Origin of the sequence: Mycobacterium sp., from assembly GCF_025965855.1 — a bacterium.
Taxonomy (GTDB): domain Bacteria; phylum Actinomycetota; class Actinomycetes; order Mycobacteriales; family Mycobacteriaceae; genus Mycobacterium.
Map to the genome: position 1 here is coordinate 1 of NZ_JAOPWB010000200.1, position 17,639 is coordinate 17,639.

Here is a 17,639-nt window from a genome sequence, read left to right on the forward strand (position 1 = left end):
TTACTGAGCCGGGGACGGCTCGTACCCGCCCATCCAGCGGCCGGCCTTCGGTGAGTCCTACGGCGGCTTGGCGATTGCGGGCGGAATCGCCGCGGCGCTGGTGAAGCGCGAGCGTACCGGCGAGCCGTCGGTGGTCGACGTGTCGCTGCTCAACGCCGCGATCTGGCAGTTGGGTCCGGACATCGTCGGATCAGGCGTCACCGGTCAGGACATCCCGAAGTTCAACCTGGACGAGATGCCCAACCCGGTGGCCAGCATCTACAAGACGCGTGACAACCGGTTCATCGCGTTCGTGCTGCTGCAGGCCGACCGATTCTGGGCGGACTTCTGCACCCGGCTGGGCAGGCCCGATCTGATCGACGACGAACGGTTCGCCAACGCGATGGTGCGGTTCGGCAACCGCAAGGAGTGCATCGCGGAGTTGCGCAACACGTTCGAGGCCCAAGATCTCTCACACTGGGAGAAGGCATTTGCAGGTTTCGACGGGGTGTGGGACGTCATGCACACCGCGCATGAGGTGCACAGTGACCCGCAGGCGATCGTCAACGGGTATCTGCCAAGGGTCACCGATGCCAACGACAATGAGTTTGCGCTGGCGGCCAGCCCCGTGCAGTTCGACGAGACGCCGCTGGACCTGTCGTGTGCGCCTAGCCACGGCGAGCACACCGACGCGCTGCTCGCCGAACTCGGCTTCAGTGAAGAAGAGATCATCGAGTTCAAGATCAGCTCGGTTGTGGTGTAGTGGCGGCTGACCAGCTCGCGCGGCGTTTTCTGCACGTCAACCTCAACGCCGAATCGTTGGACGCCACCGAACGGGTGTACGGCGAGGTGTTGGGCCTGAAACCTCGAATGCGGAGCGACCCCAAGGTCGCCACCGACGGCACGATACTGGGTCTGGACGGTGAAACCTTTTGTGCCACTGCGTTTCTGTACGACTCACGCGGCGGGCGCGGCGGGTGTGCACTGGAGGTCATCGAGTACCGGTCGCCTGCGTTGAGCCGTGACCCGAGTGCGGATCCGGTAAGGCCGGGAATCCGGTCGATCCGACTGGGAGTCGCCGACGTCGACCGCGTAGCGACCGCGCTGCGCCAGGTTGGCCTCGCAGTGGGTGAGCGTGTCGATGACCTGGTCGGTGATGGCAAATCGGTGCTCGCCCTGGACCCCGATGGCGTCGTGATCGAGCTGAGCGGACTGGCGCCCGACGCCGATAACACCAAAGGCGGCTTGTTCGGTGGGTTGTTCAATGGGATCAGGATCGCCGCGGTCGACGCAGCCGCCACTGGGGAGTTCCTCACCGCAATCGGGTTCGACGAGGTCGACGCACCCAAGGTGCGGCCGGTCGCCGGCGCACAGCTGCGCCCCGGCAGCGCGGGTGAAACCGACTGCGTGGTGGCCCGTTACGCGTTGGCCGAAGACGGGCACCGGTTCAGCCTCGTCGTGGTGGAACATCCCGGTACAGCGAATACGCCGGTGCCGTGGGGCGGTAACCGCCAAGGTCTCTACCGCTGCGCGTTACGGGTCGAGAACGTGCACGACGCACTGGCCAGTCTTCCCGATTCGGTTGAGCGCATCGGTGATCCGGTGTGGTGCCCGCTGCCGGGGACGAAGATCGAAGGCCTGCACATCGCCTTCCTGCGCTCGCCCGACGGCGTGGTGTTCGAGTTCGTCGAGCGGCCGCTGAGCTTCTTCGCCGAGAAAGGGAGGTGACCGGTGGATCTTACGATGACGGGAAAGGGCTACGTCATCGTCGGCGGAACCGCGGGCATGGGACTGGCGGCGGCCCGTGTGCTTGCCCGCGAGGGCGCGTCGGTCGTCGTCGTTGGGCGTGACGAGGCCAGGGCCAAGGACGCGACGGCCCAGATCGGCGAATCGGGCGCCGCCGCGGCACAAGGCTTGACCTTCGACGTAAGTCAGCCCGGAGCCGCAGTGGCCGCAGTCGACGAAGCCGCCCGGATACTTGGCCGGCTCGACGGCATCGCCATCACCATGGGCACTGCCGGCATGATGCCCATCGACTCGGACGACGATGCCTGGGACACCGCATTTCACGACGTCCTGCTGGCCACGACCCGCAGCGTGCAAGCTGCGTTGCCGCACCTCGCGGTCAACGGAGGTGCGATCGTGACCACCGCCGCGTACTCGGCTCGCTCGCCACACGAGCCTCGGCTGCCCTACGCCAGCCTCAAGGCGGCCGTTGCCACGTTCACCCGTGGCATCGCGCGCACACATGGCAAGTCGGGCATCCGGGCCAACAGCGTCGCACCGGGCGCGGTGGAAACCGATGCGCTGCATGCCATTCGCGGATATGTCGCGGAGAGCAAGGGCTACCCGTACGAAGAGGCGCTGGAGCGGGCGCTGGTCGAAGACTTCGGTTTCGACTCCGCCCTCGCTCGGCCCGGGCAGCCAAGCGAAATCGGTGCGCTGATCGCGTTCCTGCTGTCGGACGTGTGCGCCTTCGTGACCGGACAGACCATCTTCGCCGACGGCGGGGCGCCTTAGCCTCCGGGCAGCATCGGCCGCGCTGGACGCACCTGCCGTTGCCGACGTGGCATCCCAGTTGATACCACGTTTCAAACACGGTGAATGAGTCGATCGATCAGGCCATAGATGATCAGGGCGCAGTTCCACCACCGGCCACCACGACACGGGCGGCATCGAGGTTCGGAATCCGCCGTGATGTGGCCGCTACGTTGCCGTCGCGGTGGGATTCGACCAGCGCCGTTGGGAAGTAAGTGCCGGGTTCGGTGTACGTCCACTCGAGGCCGAAGGTGAGGTCGGCGGACTCGCCGTCGACCTGTTCTGTGACCGGGTATGCGCCCGAGCCGTCGAGGTCCCACTTGACCGAGATGATGGTTCCGGCGCCCTCGGGCACTTCGGCGTGGACTTTGAGATTGACCGGGGTTCTGGCCGAGATCTCGGCTCTCTTGGCGCCATTTGCCGTCACGTGTACCACGGGCTGGATGCCACCACGTTCCTTGGCTGAGGCCGGCAGGTTGATCTTCCCGTCATCCACGTCGAAGGTGGTCTCGTTCGGTTCGATGCCGTCTTCGACCCACGCCGTGAGGTCGGCCAGGGATTGCTCGACATGCGGGACGTAATCGATCAGCCAGGTGTTGTTGGCCCGGTCCGGTGGTGGGGCGGCCAGCAATGGCGGGACGTGTTCAGCGTTTTCCAAGAAGCGGAGCCGGAAACACTGTCGCGCGCGCGCCGGCCCGACTTCACGTTCGATGTTGTTCTTCATGCCGAGGCCCTGCGACGGCCACAGGGACGAGTCGAGGGTGTGCTGGACCCACAGCATCTTGCCGTCGAAGCGACCGGTGTGGCGTACCCCCATGAACGGCGACAGTTCGGGCTGCTCGTATTGCTCATAGATCGGCGCCGTGGCGAGCCGGAACTGCTCAGCGCCCTGCGACTCCCAGATGTGATGGCGCGGGTAGTAGCAGTAGGCCAAGAATGCCCGGTTGTCGAATTGCACCCGGTCCCCGGGCTGTACGCCGGTCAGACGCAGGTTGCTGGCTTCGCCCTCGCCGTCGAGCAGCATGGTGTTGCCGGCACCGCTCATGCAGTACAACTGCCGACCCGCAGCTTGGCCGTCGAGGAACCGGACACCGGCTCCGGGAAGATATCCGTCCGTGGTGTCGCTGAGTTGGACGACCATCGGCAAGTCCATTGCGCCCGCCATCTGGCCGAAGACCATCGCCAGTATCCGCAGTGGGGCGAACTCGGGTCCGGCTAACCCCTCGTCGGTGATCAGGTCGTTGGCGGTCAGGACCCGCGCCACGGTGGTCTCGGCGTCGATCAGGTCGGCTTGCACCACTTCCGGCTGGTCGAAACCGACGTGGCCCGGCTCGGTCCAAAACCGTTCAAAGTAGGGATCTTCACGCGACATTCGCTCAGCCCTAGAACACCACAGCCACAGCTGGCCCATCGGCTGGGCGATCATGAACTCGTCCCCGCGCGGGAAACCGAGCTTATACAGGACCGCCAACTGCTCCCGTTGATGAGTGTTCAACCCGGCAAAGGGATTCCCACTCCCGCCGGGCCGCATCGCGTCGACGACATCGCCGATCGTGTCGCCCAGCACCCGCTGGACGTTGAACATCGCCGCGAAGTTGGGAGTCCCGTCCCGCGGCCGTGACCAGTCACCGTAATCGCCGTCGACGTCGTCGCCCATGAACGGCATCGCCGCATCCCACACATCCGGCGCATACGCCAGACACAACGGTGATCGCCGCGCGCCGCCGCTGCCGCCGTACACATACGAATAACGCGGCGCCGCGCCAAGGACCTGAGCGGCGACGTACTTGGAGAAGCGCGCCGACTCCGCCGCCGCGCGCCACCCGTAGATCGTAGGATCATCACCGGCCTTGGCATCCTTCACATCACCGATGTGGCCCATGTTCGACTCCACGACATAGCCGCCGAGCCGAAATATCCCCTCCGGGCCGCCCGTGACCGAGCCGAGTGGCCCCGAAGTAACGTCCTCGTGGCCGGCGTTGGCGCCTTCCAACGGCTGATAGAGACGACCCTGGTACAACTCGTCAGGCGGAAACCGGAACGCGAATCGGGTATCGGTGCCCGAAAAGCCACCATGCACATACCGATGCGGCACGGGACTCTTGAGCCACTCGTCGACGTCGACATAGGGGGCGCCGAAGAAGTCGTCCACCACCACGTAACCGGTCGGGTCAATCTTGTTCACGGACTCCTCCAATCATCGGACTGCAAATAGCATTGACGCGCGATCAGTTCGTCCAGAGTCATGGCGCGGTACTACTCAGCGGGTAGCGGGCCTGCCAGCCCCCGCGGAGATGTGCCGTACAACCAGCTGACGGCCTGGCTGAGCTCCGAAAACGTCAGGGAAACACCGTCTTTGGCGTGATAGGCGCCCGGCGCTTCGGTGAAGCCTTCGATACGGGTGAGCTTGCCGCCGTTGATACGGAGGATCTGCCCGGTGAGCCAGGACGACTGCGCAGATTGCAGCCAGGCCACCACGGCCGAGCTGCGGGCGGGATCCAGCGCGGGATCGTCGGCACGCCCGCCGAACACGTCGGCGGTCATCCGTGACATCGCCAGCGGGGAGATCGCGTTGACCGCAACACCGTAACGCTGTGCCTCCATCGCGGTGACGACGGTCAGGTTGGCGATCGCGGCCTTGGCCGCTCCGTAAGCGCTCTGCCCAACGTTGCCCCACAGGCCCGCGCCGGACACCGTGTTGACGATGTGCGCGTCGATCGGGTTGCCGGCCTTGAACTGTGCCCGCCAGTACTCGCAGGCATGTCGGGTGACGGCGAAGGTGCCCTTGAGATGTACGGCGATGACGGCGTCCCAGTCAGCCTCGCTGGAGGCGGCCACCATGGAATCACGCAGGATGCCTGCATTGTTCACCACACCGGTCAGGGAACCGAAAGTGTCGACGGCGGTGGAGATCATGTCGGCGACGTCGTCCCATGCCGACACCGAACCCGTATGGGCGACGGCCTTTCCGCCGGACGCCTCGATTTCGGCGACGACGTCGGCCGCGGGACCTGCTCCGTCACCGCTAGAACCGTCCCGTCCGACGCCCGGGTCGTTGACGACCACCGCCGCGTCTTGATTGGCCAGCTCGAGGCAGTGGGCGCGGCCGATGCCTCGACCGCCGCCCGTCACCAGGACAACCTTGCCGGTCAAGGTATCTTCAGGCATCGCGGGTTATCTCCTTCATTCTGCGAATAATCCGGTGATGAGCGCACGGCGCTGCGACCAGTCCGCTGCGCGCAGATCGACGTGTCCGGACTCGGTGACGATCAGGTCGATGTCGTGGGCGGGAGTGGAGGCGGGCCTGCTCAACTGCTCGACGAGCGGTGAGCGTCCGTTCACCCTCGTTGGAATGGCGATGATCGACAGTCCGCCGGTGCTCATCCGGGCGGCGGCGCAATAGTCGGGGTGCCCGCCGATGCCGCCGATCACCCTGTCGCGGACGCCTTCGACGTTGATCTGCCCGTACTGGTCGATCTCGATGGCGGTGTTCACCGCGACCAGCGGTCGGCCGCGCGACAGCCGGCTCAGATCGTGGGTGTAGTCGAGGCCGCGCAGGATGGGTCGGCCGTCGGCCCAGCCGTAGAGCACCTCGCTGCCCAGCAGGTAAGTCGCAGAAGGGGTGTCGGCCAGCAGGCCGCGCTTGTCGAGGTCGACGACGACATCGGTGAGCAGGCCCGTGTCGATCCGCAACGGCACTTGTGCGCGTTGTAGCAGTGCGGTGCCGAGCTGCCCGGGCCCGTACTGGATTCGGGCGTCTTCGGGGAGCAATTCCAGTACCGCGTCGGCGAGCGCGTCGTGAATCGGCTCGGGCTCGCGCTGCGGTACTCGGGCCGGTCCGCTCCCGACGGTCCCGAGCACCTCGATGTCCGACGGGTCGAGTGGAGGCTCGGCATCCGCCGCGGGAGCCGACGTGTCGACGACCGCGAGAGTCCTTGCGCCGTTGTCGATTACCACGCGTTGCCAGGACACCTCGGTGCCGAACCGCAGCAAGCCATCCCGACTTACCAGCCGGGTGAGCAGCACCTGAGTCCGCAGCACGTCAGCCAGCAGCGCGGGAATCGCGGCCAGTCGCGTGGGCAGGAATCGTGCCTTCGGGCTACGCAGTACCTCACGCACGCCCCACCCGGGCATCAACGCAACCACTTCAGCGAACGCGTCTGCGTCGAGGCCGTCTACCGGGGCGGGCAGCCAGCCCAGCACCAGTCGTATCGAGCCCACCTCTCGGGCGGCGGCGCTCAGCGCCGCGCCGACAGATGCACCGTCGTCGGTGCAGCGCAGCGCGCCCACGCCGTCGCCGAGGGCAACCGTCATTCCGGGGCGCAGGACAGCGCGGAGCGCGGCGGTGAAGCCGGCCGCGGTCAAACCCGCTGTCATCGTGGTTCTTTGGGAAGCCCGAGCACCCGCTCACCGAGAATGTTGCGCTGAATCTCGCTGGTGCCGCCCAGGATCGTCTGCGCCCGTCCGACCAGCATGTGGTGCACCAGGTCGTCGTCCTCGGGATCGGCGCACGCGTCGGTACCCAGCACCTCGGTGGCCATGTCACCCAGGTCCTGATCGGTTTCTGAGGTCATCAGCTTGAGCACCGAGAAGGCCGGCGATGTCAGGTCGCCCGAGTCGATGGCGCGCTGCCAGGTGTAGCGCAGCAGCCACATCCTGGCCCACAACCGGGTCATCGAGCGCGACAGCACCGGGTCGAGCAGGTCGTGGTCACGGGCGGCATCGACCATGCGTTCGTGCAGGCGGAACATCGATACCGCCTGCGAGCCCAATGTCAGGCGTTCACGGCCCAGCGTCACCATCGCCACCGTCCAACCCTGACCAACGTCGCCGATGAGGGCGTCTTCGTCGAGTTCGGCGCCGTCGAAGAAGACTTCGTTGAACTTGCTCTCACCGTCCATCTGCGTCAGGGGGCGCACCATGACCCCTGCGATGTCCATCGGCACGACGAACATCGACAGGTCGCGGTGCTTGTCCGGACCCGTGCGGGCGAGCAGCAGCCCGAAGCGAGCCGAGGCAGCCGCCGAACTCCACACCTTCTGACCATCGATCCGCCAGCCCGTGGAGGTGCGCTCGGCACGGGTGCGAACGCTGGCGAGGTCTGATCCGGCGCCGGGCTCGGAGAAGAGCTGACACCAGACGTCGTCGCCTAGTCTGATCGGCTCCAGGTAGCGGTCCTTCTGCTCCTGGCTGCCGAACTTGATCAGCACCGGACCCACCAGGTCGGCGCCGGTGATGTTCAGCTGACGAGGCACGCCGGCTCGTGCGCACTCCTCAGCGAAGACTGCCTGGTACGCCACCGTCGCTGCGGCACCGCCGAACTCGCGCGGCCAGTGCAGGCAGGCGTAGCCGTGGTCGGCGAGGTAGCGGTGCCACATCTGGCCCGGTGCGACGTCGTCCGCGGTGGGCGTGGGCCCGTAGTTCCGTAGCCCGGCCGGCCTCGGTGCGTTGTCGAGGAACGAGCGGATCTCCGCGCGTAGCGCGTCGAGGTCTTTCAGGTCTTTCGAAACGTCAGGGGAAGCCGACACCGGTCACTTCCCGTCGAGATAGTCGTTGTATTCGTCGCGGACCGACTCCATCGCGTTGAGTCGACGGGCCAGCAGGGTGATCTCGGCATCGCTGTGAGCGGGGTCGCCCGTGCGAGCCTGCACCTCCTCGAGCCGGGCCCGGGTGCGACCGATCTCCTCGACGAGGCGTTCGCGGGCCTCGTCTTTGGTGAGGAGGTCCTGGTCGGTCCAGTCCGACCGGGGAAGCTGCTCGATCCGCTCCACGCCTGCCCGATCGATCGCCTCGTCGCCGGTCACGCCGCCCGCGGAAAGTTGTAGAACTCACGGGCATTCAGTTCGACCATGCGGTGCACCTCGTCGTCGGGCACCTTCTCCAACGCCTGCGCCGCGCGCTCTCGGCTCTGCGGCCAGAACGAGTCTGAGTGCGGATAGTCGCACTCCCAGGTGATCTTGTCGACGCCGATCATGTGGCGCATCTCCACGCCGAAGTCATCCTCGATGAAGCAGCCGTGAATGTGCTTCTTGAACAGATAGCTCGGCGGGTGATCCTGGTTGATGTTGTTGTAGAAGCGGTGCTTACGCCACACGCTGTCGCAGCGTTCCAGGATGTAGGGGATCCAACCGATGCCGCCCTCAGACAGGCCGATCTTCAACTTCGGATGCCGGTAGAGGGTATTGGAGAACAGCCAGTCCGTCATCGACGTCATCGACATGGTCCCCATCAGCGTGATGAACACGGCGAATGGTGCATCCGGCGCAATCGGCGGCGGGAAGCCGCCGGAACCGAAGTGCTGAGCCAGCACCATGTCGGTCTCCTCCATCGCCGAAAGCAGCGGGTCCCAGTGATCGGAGTGGACGGACGGTAGCCCGAGCCGGTCGGGCAGGTCGGGGAAGGTAACGCATTTGGCGCCCTTGGCGGCGACGCGGTGGATCTCCTTGACGCTGGCCTCGAGGTCCCAGAACGGCAGCATCATGACAGGGACGAAACGGTCGGGTGCCGTGGCGGCCCACTCGTCGAGGTGAAAGTCGTTCCAGGCCGCCGAACACAACTTGGCGAGTTCCTTGTCCTCGCCCTCGGCGAACACCGCGCCGGCGAATCGGGGGAACGACGGGAAGCACGTCATCGCCTGCACACCGTCGATGTCCATGTCGGCCACCCGCGCCTTGGGGTCGTAGCAGCCGGGGATCATGTCGTCGTAGCGCACCGGTTCGATGCCGTACTCCTCGGGCTTCTTACCCGCGACCGCGTTGAGGCCGATGTAGGGATAGATCCGGCCTTCGTATTCCCAGACCTGACACATTTGGTGGTTGTCGGGGCGTTCCCACTCGATGATCTTTGGACCCGCCTCGAGGTACTTGGCGGGGAGCCGATCACTCCAGACCTTCGGATGTTCGATCAGGTGATCGTCGACGGAGATCAATTCCATCCAGGGCTGCAACGGCACGGGTGTCTCCTCAAGGACATTTTCAACGGGTCGAAATATAAAAACATTTAGTTATTTCAAGGTGAGTCTAGTCACCCGCGTGGAAGACGGACAAGGCAACTCCGGCCGGTCCTGTCGCTTCCGCCTACAGCAGCTTGGCCAGCGCCGACAGCCGGTCCCAGTGCTGGCCCGGAGTGCCGAACACCACCTCGTCCGTCCGGGCGCGCCGGAAGTACAGGTGCGCGGAATCCTCCCAGGTGAAGCCGATGCCGCCGTGAATCTGGACGTTCGCTTTCGCCGCGTTGCGCAGCGCCTCTGAGCACACCGCCTTGGCCATGCTCGCGCGCCAGTCCGCTTTACCGGCGGGCGCAGCATCCGGATCGTCGAGAGCCTCCAGGGCCGCCTGCGAGGCCGACCGCGCCCACTCGAGATCGACCAGCATGTCGGCGCACTTGTGCTTGATGGCCTGAAAGCTGCCGATCCGCCGTCCGAACTGCTCGCGCGTACGGGCGTAGTCGGTGGCAATCTCGAGCACCCGTTCGCACGCGCCGACCTGTTCGGCTGACAGCACCGCCAGCGCCACGTCGACGTTACGGTCGACGACCTCATCGACGGGCTCGTCGCCGGAGAGCCGCACCGCCGGCGCTGAGTTCAGCGTGATGGTGGCCATCGGTCTGGTTCCGTCGAGTACGCGTTCGGCATCGGCGACGACGCCGTCGACGGCCGGATCGAGCAGGAACAGTGCCGGTTCGCCGTCCTCTGCGATGGCGACCACGACGAGGTCGTCCGCGGCGGACCCGCCCAGCACGTGGCGCACCGTGCCATCGATGCACCAGCCGTCTCCAGTGTGTGCGGCGCGGAGTGTCACCCCGGACCGACGCCACAACCCGCCATCGCCGGTGAGGGCTGCGGCGGCGGTGCGGCGCCCTTCGATGAGTCCCGTGAGTCTCTTGTCAGCGTTGGGGTCGTGCTCGGTCAACTCGAGCAGCAGTCCGGTGGCCAGCACCGTGGAACTCACGAACGGCACCGGAGCCAGTGCGCGGCCGAGTTCGTGGGCGACCACGCCCAGCGCAGATGCTCCGTAACCTGCGCCGCCGAGGTGCTCGGGCAGTGCGATGGCGGCCACCCCCACCTGGTTGCACAGCACGTCCCACAGCGCCGTGTCGAAGCCGGAGCGTCCGTCTCCGCCGCCCTGGGCCCCCTCGCCGTACGCGACGGCGCGTACCCGCTCCTCGGGTGCCAGTCGCTCACAGGCGGAGCGCACGGACTGCGCCAGTTCCTGACGTTCGTCAGCGGACAGCGCCGTCATCTGGTTCCTCCCGCGATCTGCCGGGCCAGCTCGGACTTGGCGACCTTGCCGAGACCCGTCAGCGGGAACTCGTCGACGAGGACGAGCCGCTCGGGCCACTTCTGCTTCATCAGCCCGCGCTCGTCGAGGAACGTGCACAGCTCATCGAGGGTGACGTCACGGTGGCGCGGCGAACGACGCACGACTGCGCATACCAGCTCGCCGCGCAGTTCGTCGGGCTGGCCCAGCACCGCGATCTCGTCGACGAGGGGGTGGGCCAGCAGTTCGTTCTCGATCTCGTCAGGGGCGACGTTCTCGCCCTTGCGGATGATCAGATCCTTGGTGCGGCCGGTGACGACAACGCGTCCATCCGGGCGAAGGTGGCCTCGGTCGCCGCTGCGAAACCATCCGTCCGCGGTTAGCGCGTCAACCCACTGCTCGCGCTGCAGGTATCCCGGGGTCAGGTTGCCGCCGCGCAGCTCGATCTCGCCGTTCGGTGCGATCCGCACCTCCGATCGAGGTATGGGCCGACCCGCGCTGTTGGCCAGTTGCTCATCGGTGTCGGTGGCCTCGCTGACGCAGATCATCGGCGCCTCGGTCATTCCATAGGCATGCACGACGGGTACGCGTAGGTGTTCACGCACCTGCTTGTGCACCTCGGGTGGGCAGGGGGCGCCCCCGCCGATAAGCATCCGCAACGACGGCATCAGCAATTCGCTTCTCGGCGCAGCCATCTGGGCGGCAAGCAGCATCTGGTAGAAAGCGGTACTCGCTCCCGTGACCGTCACCTCGTGCTGCGCGAGCACCCGGGGAAGGTCGTCTGGCGTGACCTTGGGTACCAACAGCACTGGAAAGTCGCCGAGGAGCGCGGTGGCCAGATAGACCATGCCGCCGACGTGCGCGATCGGGAAGGCGATCGTGCCGACTTCCCTCGGATGGCTGCCTACCCCGAGATGAGCGACGTAACCGCGCGCCGCGCTAAGCAGGGTGGCGTCGGTGTGACGCACGCCCTTGGGTCGGCCGGTGGTGCCGGAGGTGAAGTACACCCATCTCGGTTCCGTCGGGGGCAGCGGTCCGTCGGACTGCGTTGTGGCCGTTACGTTCTCGAGCCGGCTGACGAGGTCGGCCGGCACCGTCACGGTGGGCGAGTCCGGTGCGGCGTTCGCGGCCGTCGACTCGTCGACCAGAAGCATGTCGACGCCCGCGACCTCCGCCGCGGCGCGCACCTCACGGAGTCGGTACAGGTGCAGTAGCGGAGCCTGAACGACGGGCATGCGTGCCAGCGCCAGCATCACGAGCGCCGCGTTGACGTGCGAGGGCAGCTGCCAGGCGACCGTCATGCCCGGTCTCACTCCGGCATCCCACAGCCAACCCGCGGCGGCGCAGGACAGCGTGGCGACGTCGGCCACGGTCAAGGTCTTGCCTGTGATGTCGCGCAACAGCGGACGGTCCGGCCTGCTGGAGGCGCACCCGTCCAGCAGGTCGGCGATGGTGCCAGCAGTCACTGCGCACCTCCCGTCCGGCCCACTATGCTCTAAACATTTAACCAATTCGGCAGTCGCAGCTTCAACTTTTCGGCATTGACGATCCAAGCGGCCGGATGGGCCGTCGGAGCCGAGCGAATCAGCGGCCCGGTCAGGTCACGCGCTGTCCCGGCGCGAATGTGACTTGCAGTTCGCGCACCGCGTAGACCTCACCGGCGTCCTCGAACAGCTTGGGCTCTTCGGCCAGTTCGAAGTCCGGCAGCCGCTTGAGAACCTGGGTCATCATCACGTCGAACATCAGCTTGGCGTAGTGGGATCCAAGGCAGCGGTGCATGCCGACGCCGAAGGCCATCTGCTTCTTGGCATTCGGGCGCGACAGATCCAGCGTGTCGGGGTCGGAGAACATCTCCGGGTCGCGGTTGGCCGCCGCCCACATCAAAATCGCCCGGTCACCCTTGCACAAGGACTGCCCGTGGAATTCGGCGTCACGCGAGACGGTGCGTGCCAGGCCCAGGGTCGGCGTGTACAGCCGCAACAGCTCGTCGGTGCCCTTCTTGATCAGGCTCGGATCGTCGATGAACTGCTGACGCAGATCCTTGTCCGTGCACAGTCGCAGTAGCACGTTGCCGGTGAACCCGCTGGTGGTGTCCATGCCGCCGAGCATCATCAGCACCGTGTACATGGTGATCTGACCGTCATCGAGGGGCTTGTCGTGGAGGGTGCCGCGGAGGATGTCGCTGAAGAGTTCGTCGCCAAGTCCCTCGGCCCGCCGCTCCTGCATGTGCTTGACGATTTCGCCGAACATCTCCATACCGGCCATCGCGGCCTTTTCCGGATCGTGGGCACGATCGTGCACGGTGCTGTGCACCCAGCCGACCCAGTCCATGTAGCGCGACTCGTCGAAGTTCAACAACCGCAGGATCAGCCGGGCAGGAAGGGGAGTGGTCAGCTCGCCGACCAGGTCGCACTTCCCGCGCTCGATGAACGCGTCGATCGCCTCGTTGGTCATCTCGACCGCGGCCTCGCGGAATCGCTCGGCCGAGCCGGGTGAGAAACGCTTGAGCGTGACCTCGCGCAACTCCTGGGTCTCCGGTGGGTCGGACTCGATCGGCAGGATCTGCAGCGGCAGCTCGCTCGCCGGAACGCCAACGGAGGGGAAGGAGTTGAACAGTGCGTCGTCGCGCGCCGCATCGAACACCGAGGCGTAATCGACCAGCGCCCAGAATCCGTCGTAGTGGTCGGAATGCGCCACTGGGCAACCGGATTCGCGCATCTCACGGAACTTGCCGTACGGGTCCTCGCGGAAGTCTGGCGAGTGGTGGTCGAGGTCCACCTCGGCGCGGCGCTGTGCTTCGGCCCGGGTGTCCGTCATTGGCGATGCTCCCTTTCGTTGGGTTATTTGGAGAGGATGGCGACCGCGGCGGTGCCGGGGGCCCCGTACAACTGGGCCAGCCCGACCTGCGGATCGTTGGGCACCTGACGGTCTCCTGCGGTGCCGCGCAATTGGTGGACCAGCTCGTAGACCTGGCGCAGGCCGGATGCGCCGACCGGTTCGCCGTTGGCCAGCAAGCCGCCGTCGGTGTTGATGGGCAACCGCCCGCCTATCTTGGTGGCTCCGTCGGCGAGCAGCGCCTCCTGCTCGCCGTCCTTGCACAGCCCGGTCTCGGCCATGTGGATGAGCTCCGAGCCGGAGTCGGTGTCCTGTAGTTGCGCGACGTCGACGTCGTCGGGTCCGATGCCTGCCTGCTCGTAGGCGGCCCGGGCGGCCTCGACCGTGGTACCCGGCACGATGGGCAGTTCGATCGAAGTACGCAGCAGTTCGTAGGCACCCTCCCTGCGACTGCGCAATGCGGCCGAGCGCAGGTAGATCGGGGTATCGGTGTACTGCTTGGCCTTCTCCGCCCGACACACCACCACGGCGGCGGCTCCCTCGTTGGGGTTGCAGTACATGTACTGGCGCAGAGGTGCATTGACGATGGGTGAGCTCAGGATCGCCTCGATGCTCATCGGCTTGCGGCGCCATGCGTGCGGAGTGAGTTCGCCGTTGTCGAAGTTTTTGGCGGCAACACGGGCCAGCGTCTCCTCGGTGATGCCGTGATCGTGCATGTAGCGCATGATCTTGGTGCCGAAGTAGTGAGTCGTCAGGAACATGCCCTGGTGGCCGTACCACTGGGGAAGCCCCGAGACCGACGGGTCGGCTCCAAAGGCGCCGCGCGGATGCTTGTCCAGTCCGACGCCGACGGCGATGTCGGCTTCGCCGAGCTGAACGTCGCGCGCGGCCAGCGTCAGCAGCGAGTTGCCGGTCGCGCAGCCGCTCAGCGTGGCCCGCGCCGGAATACCCGTCATGCCCGCGAGTCCGGTCACCGCCTCGGGGTTGGCGACTTCGAGGCTGCCCGCGTACAGGCTGCCGACGTCAGACCAGGCCACCCCGGCATCGCGAAGCGCCCTGCTGATCGCCACCGCGCCCATCTCCAGCGCCGACCGGTCGTCGTATCGACCGAACGGGTGAAGTCCGACTCCGATGATGGCGATGTCGGGCGTGCTGCTCATCGTGTTCCTTCCGGCAGGCGGCAACATGGAGCCCTCGGGGAGCGCGCGCGTTGACGTTGACGCCACTAAGCCTATAACTATATAGCGGATTCTAAAAAGGGTTCTAGAATCTGCGTAGTCGTGAATGAAGGCTGAGGCGTTGAGCATTTCGTTGTTGTTGGAGATGGCGGTTTCGGGTGACCCCGACCGGCTGGCGTTGGTCGACGGCGTCCATCGGTTGACCATCGGCGAGCTCAGTGGGTTGGCCGACGGAGGAGCGGGTGTGATCGCCGCCGCCAGGGTCGAACACGTCGCGTACGTCGGGTCGGGCGGGCTCCTGCAGCCGCTGCTGATTTTCGCCTCGGCCCGCGCGGCGGTTCCCTACGCCCCGATCAACTACCGATTGAGCGCCGAGGGTGTCCGGGAGTTGATCGAACGGCTACCCCATCCGCTGGTGATCATCGACGACCGTTACCGCGAACTGGTCGGCGATGCCGGCAAGCGCGTGATGTCCTCCGAGGACTTCTTGGCCGCGGCGCGCACCGCCGACGCCGCCGCAGAGTTCGCCGATACCGACGACATCGCGATCGTGCTGTTCACGTCGGGCACCACGTCCAAGCCGAAGGCGGTCGAGCTGTCCCACGGCAACCTCACCAGCTACATCACCGGCACCATCGAGTTCGGCTCGGCCGATGACACGGATGCGGCCTTGATCTGCGTGCCCCCGTATCACATCGCCGGGGTCAACGCCGCGATGTCGAACTTGTATGCGGGCCGGAAGATGGTGTACCTGGCCAACTTCGACGCTCGCGAATGGGTGCGGCTCGTCGCCGAGGAGAAGGTGACGACCGCGACCGTCGTGCCCACCATGATGGACCGCATCGTCACTGCGCTCGAACGGGAGCCCGTCGAGCTGCCGACGCTGCGCAATCTGGCCTACGGTGGATCGAAGGTCGCACTTCCGTTGGTGCGCAAGGCACTCGACTTGATGCCGCACGTCGGATTCGTCAACGCATACGGTCTTACCGAAACCAGTTCGACGATCGCGGTACTCACCCCCGACGACCACCGCGATGCGCACGGCAACCCAGACGAGTTGGTCGCCAAGCGGCTCGGTTCGGTCGGACAGCCGGTGCCCGGCATCGAGGTGCAGATCCGTGACGAGAAAGGCGCCGTGCTCGGCCCGGGTGAACCGGGTGAGCTCTTCGTCCGCGGCGACCAGGTTTCGGGCAAATACACTGGCATCGGGTCGGTGCTCGACGACGAGGGCTGGTTTCCCACCAGGGACATCGCGACACTCGACGACGCCGGCTATCTCTTCATCACCGGCCGTTCCGACGACACCATCATTCGGGGCGGTGAGAACATTGCGCCCGCCGAGCTCGAAGACGTGCTCGTCGAGCATCCTCATGTGCACGAAGTCGCGGTGGTCGGTGTCGAGGATGCCCAATGGGGGCAGGCCATCGTCGCCGTGGTCGTACCTGCTGCGGGCGTCGATCCGGATCCCGACGAACTGCGGGAGCACGTCCGCAAGTTCCTGCGAGGATCACGCACCCCCGCCCGGGTCGTCTTTCGCGACGAGCTACCGACCAATGCAACGGGAAAGCTGCTTCGCCGTGAGATCGTCGAAAGTCTCCGCGACGTGATCGTCGAAAAGTAAGGAAAGGCAACATGATCAAGAACGGAACGCGGCTGCAGAGCCAGGTCTGCGACACTCAGGTGATCGTCGTCAAGGCGGCCGACAGCCTCGACGATCTGCGTTGCGGAGGCCGGCCGATGCTGCCACTGGACGCCGAGCGGCCTGCCGATGGCGTGCCCGACCCGGCCTTCGCCGACGGCAGCACGATGGGCAAGCGCTACGTCGACGATGGCGACGCCGAGGTGCTGGTCACCAAGGCCGGCGCCGGGTCACTCAGCGTTGGCCCGACGCCGCTGGCGTTGAAAGAGGCGAAGCCGCTGCCCGCCAGCGACTGATGGCAACGACACACCTAAGCTGCGGCGCACACCCCGCTGGGCGTCCAGGATCGCCTTGAGCGCCTCGGGTCCGCCGTCGGAATGGCTGGCGCCCTTAGGTGATCCGGTGGTTCGCTCAACCGATCACGGGGAGCCGGCGTTGGGCGGCGAGGGTATCGAGGGCGCGCTGCATGACGCTGCGCACGTGGGCGTCGACCTCGTCGAGGTCGGGATCCTCGCCGAACTCCGCGACGATGTCGATGGGCGGTAGCACCTGCGTGACTATCTTGGTGGGCAGCGGCAGGTTCACCGGGAGCACAGCCGACAGGCCGAACGGGAATCCGAGCGAGATCGGCAGGATCTTGACGCGCATCAGCTTGTCCAGTCGCATCGCCTTGGCCAACCACTCGCCGCGTGACAGGAACAACTGGTTCTCTTGGCCGCCGATGGACACCGACGGCACGATCGGCACGCCGGCATTCAGAGCTGCTCGGACGTACCCTGTACGGCCGTCGAAATCGATTTCGTTCGCACGCGACGACGGTCGGTACACGTCGTAGTCACCGCCCGGGAAGACCACGACGACGCCACCAGAGCGTAAGGCCTCGTCGGCGTTCTCGTGGCTCGCCGGGATGAGGCCGGTCCGCTTGAAGAAGTCGCCGGGGCCCGCGAAGAGAATGTCGTGGCTGAGCGTGTAGACCGGTCGGTCGTAACCGAACGTCGCGTAGAAGTCGGTAGCGAAAACCGGCACGTCCATCGCGAACAGCCCGCCCGAATGGTTGGCCACCACCAGCGCGCCGCCGGTCGGGAAGCCCTCGAGCCCACGCACCTCGCCGCGGTGCCAACCCTTGATCACCGGCCGGATCAGGCCCATCAACCGTTCGGTGAGTGCCGGGTCCCACTTCGTGGTGGCCGCCGGTTCGAAGTCGGACGCGTT

At 66.1% G+C, this 17,639-nt stretch carries 15 protein-coding genes and 1 pseudogene; 5 read left to right on the forward strand and 11 right to left on the reverse strand.

The window, feature by feature from the left end:
- The 3 genes and pseudogenes from JWP83_RS16935 to JWP83_RS16945 all read left to right on the forward strand — a co-directional run.
- A pseudogene (locus JWP83_RS16935) lies at positions 1-742 on the forward strand (CoA transferase); the annotation flags it as partial.
- Positions 742-1,707 (forward strand): VOC family protein, encoded by a 966-nt coding sequence (locus JWP83_RS16940; protein WP_297732083.1) that lies wholly within the window; start codon positions 742-744, stop codon positions 1,705-1,707. The pseudogene JWP83_RS16935 and the gene JWP83_RS16940, both read left to right, overlap by 1 nt.
- 15 nt (positions 1,708-1,722) lie before the next feature.
- The gene (locus JWP83_RS16945; protein ID WP_297732114.1) at positions 1,723-2,499 is read left to right on the forward strand and encodes an SDR family oxidoreductase; all 777 of its coding nucleotides are present in this window, start codon (positions 1,723-1,725) and stop codon (positions 2,497-2,499) included.
- Positions 2,500-2,611: 112 nt separating this feature from the next.
- On the opposite strand, the gene JWP83_RS16950 is transcribed toward JWP83_RS16945, so the two are convergent.
- The 10 genes from JWP83_RS16950 to JWP83_RS16995 all read right to left on the reverse strand — a co-directional run bounded on the left by JWP83_RS16950 (position 2,612) and on the right by JWP83_RS16995 (position 14,770).
- Positions 2,612-4,702 (reverse strand): hypothetical protein, encoded by a 2,091-nt coding sequence (locus JWP83_RS16950; RefSeq protein WP_297732085.1) that lies wholly within the window; start codon positions 4,700-4,702, stop codon positions 2,612-2,614.
- Between the two features lie 71 nt (positions 4,703-4,773).
- Complete coding sequence (locus tag JWP83_RS16955) at positions 4,774-5,685, reverse strand: SDR family NAD(P)-dependent oxidoreductase (protein WP_297732086.1); 912 nt, start codon at positions 5,683-5,685, stop codon at positions 4,774-4,776.
- Between the two features lie 15 nt (positions 5,686-5,700).
- Positions 5,701-6,894 carry an acetyl-CoA hydrolase/transferase C-terminal domain-containing protein gene (locus JWP83_RS16960; protein ID WP_297732087.1) on the reverse strand — a complete coding sequence of 398 codons (1,194 nt, stop codon included), beginning with the start codon at positions 6,892-6,894 and terminating at the stop codon, positions 5,701-5,703.
- On the reverse strand, positions 6,891-8,045 hold the full coding sequence (locus JWP83_RS16965; RefSeq protein WP_297732088.1) for an acyl-CoA dehydrogenase family protein: 1,155 nt from the start codon (positions 8,043-8,045) through the stop codon (positions 6,891-6,893). Before JWP83_RS16965 ends, JWP83_RS16960 begins: the two co-directional genes overlap by 4 nt.
- A gap of 3 nt (positions 8,046-8,048) precedes the next feature.
- Complete coding sequence (locus JWP83_RS16970) at positions 8,049-8,321, reverse strand: hypothetical protein (protein ID WP_297732089.1); 273 nt, start codon at positions 8,319-8,321, stop codon at positions 8,049-8,051.
- Positions 8,318-9,469 carry an amidohydrolase family protein gene (locus JWP83_RS16975; RefSeq protein ID WP_297732090.1) on the reverse strand — a complete coding sequence of 384 codons (1,152 nt, stop codon included), beginning with the start codon at positions 9,467-9,469 and terminating at the stop codon, positions 8,318-8,320. The genes JWP83_RS16970 and JWP83_RS16975 overlap by 4 nt, the downstream gene beginning before the upstream one ends.
- 124 nt (positions 9,470-9,593) lie before the next feature.
- Positions 9,594-10,757, reverse strand: coding sequence for an acyl-CoA dehydrogenase family protein (locus JWP83_RS16980; RefSeq protein ID WP_297732092.1), 1,164 nt, complete (start codon positions 10,755-10,757; stop codon positions 9,594-9,596).
- Positions 10,754-12,241, reverse strand: a complete 1,488-nt coding sequence (locus JWP83_RS16985; protein ID WP_297732095.1) for a class I adenylate-forming enzyme family protein — start codon at positions 12,239-12,241, stop codon at positions 10,754-10,756. Before JWP83_RS16985 ends, JWP83_RS16980 begins: the two co-directional genes overlap by 4 nt.
- Positions 12,242-12,371: 130 nt before the next feature.
- A complete protein-coding gene (locus JWP83_RS16990; RefSeq protein ID WP_297732098.1) occupies positions 12,372-13,592 on the reverse strand; it encodes a cytochrome P450 in 1,221 nt (406 codons plus the stop codon).
- Between the two features lie 23 nt (positions 13,593-13,615).
- Complete coding sequence (locus JWP83_RS16995; protein WP_297732101.1) at positions 13,616-14,770, reverse strand: thiolase family protein; 1,155 nt, start codon at positions 14,768-14,770, stop codon at positions 13,616-13,618.
- Between the two features lie 139 nt (positions 14,771-14,909).
- Here JWP83_RS16995 and JWP83_RS17000 point away from each other — a divergent pair, with 139 nt between their 5' ends.
- Both JWP83_RS17000 and JWP83_RS17005 read left to right on the forward strand, forming a co-directional pair.
- Positions 14,910-16,409 carry a class I adenylate-forming enzyme family protein gene (locus tag JWP83_RS17000; protein ID WP_297732103.1) on the forward strand — a complete coding sequence of 500 codons (1,500 nt, stop codon included), beginning with the start codon at positions 14,910-14,912 and terminating at the stop codon, positions 16,407-16,409.
- Between the two features lie 11 nt (positions 16,410-16,420).
- Positions 16,421-16,723, forward strand: coding sequence for a hypothetical protein (locus JWP83_RS17005; RefSeq protein ID WP_297732105.1), 303 nt, complete (start codon positions 16,421-16,423; stop codon positions 16,721-16,723).
- 115 nt (positions 16,724-16,838) lie between these two features.
- On the opposite strand, the gene JWP83_RS17010 is transcribed toward JWP83_RS17005, so the two are convergent.
- A partial coding sequence (locus tag JWP83_RS17010) for a 1-acyl-sn-glycerol-3-phosphate acyltransferase (RefSeq protein ID WP_297732108.1) occupies positions 16,839-17,639 on the reverse strand: 801 nt, incomplete at its 5' end.

Excerpts from the sequence above, each read along its gene's own strand:
- JWP83_RS16980 (WP_297732092.1), bottom strand. The coding sequence starts at position 10,757 with ATGACGGCGCTGTCCGCTGACGAACGTCAGGAACTGGCGCAGTCCGTG.
- JWP83_RS16995 (WP_297732101.1), bottom strand. The coding sequence starts at position 14,770 with ATGAGCAGCACGCCCGACATCGCCATCATCGGAGTCGGACTTCACCCG.
- JWP83_RS16955 (WP_297732086.1), bottom strand. The coding sequence starts at position 5,685 with ATGCCTGAAGATACCTTGACCGGCAAGGTTGTCCTGGTGACGGGCGGC.
- JWP83_RS17005 (WP_297732105.1), top strand. The coding sequence starts at position 16,421 with ATGATCAAGAACGGAACGCGGCTGCAGAGCCAGGTCTGCGACACTCAG.
- JWP83_RS16960 (WP_297732087.1), bottom strand. The coding sequence starts at position 6,894 with ATGACAGCGGGTTTGACCGCGGCCGGCTTCACCGCCGCGCTCCGCGCT.
- JWP83_RS16945 (WP_297732114.1), top strand. The coding sequence starts at position 1,723 with ATGACGGGAAAGGGCTACGTCATCGTCGGCGGAACCGCGGGCATGGGA.
- JWP83_RS16990 (WP_297732098.1), bottom strand. The coding sequence starts at position 13,592 with ATGACGGACACCCGGGCCGAAGCACAGCGCCGCGCCGAGGTGGACCTC.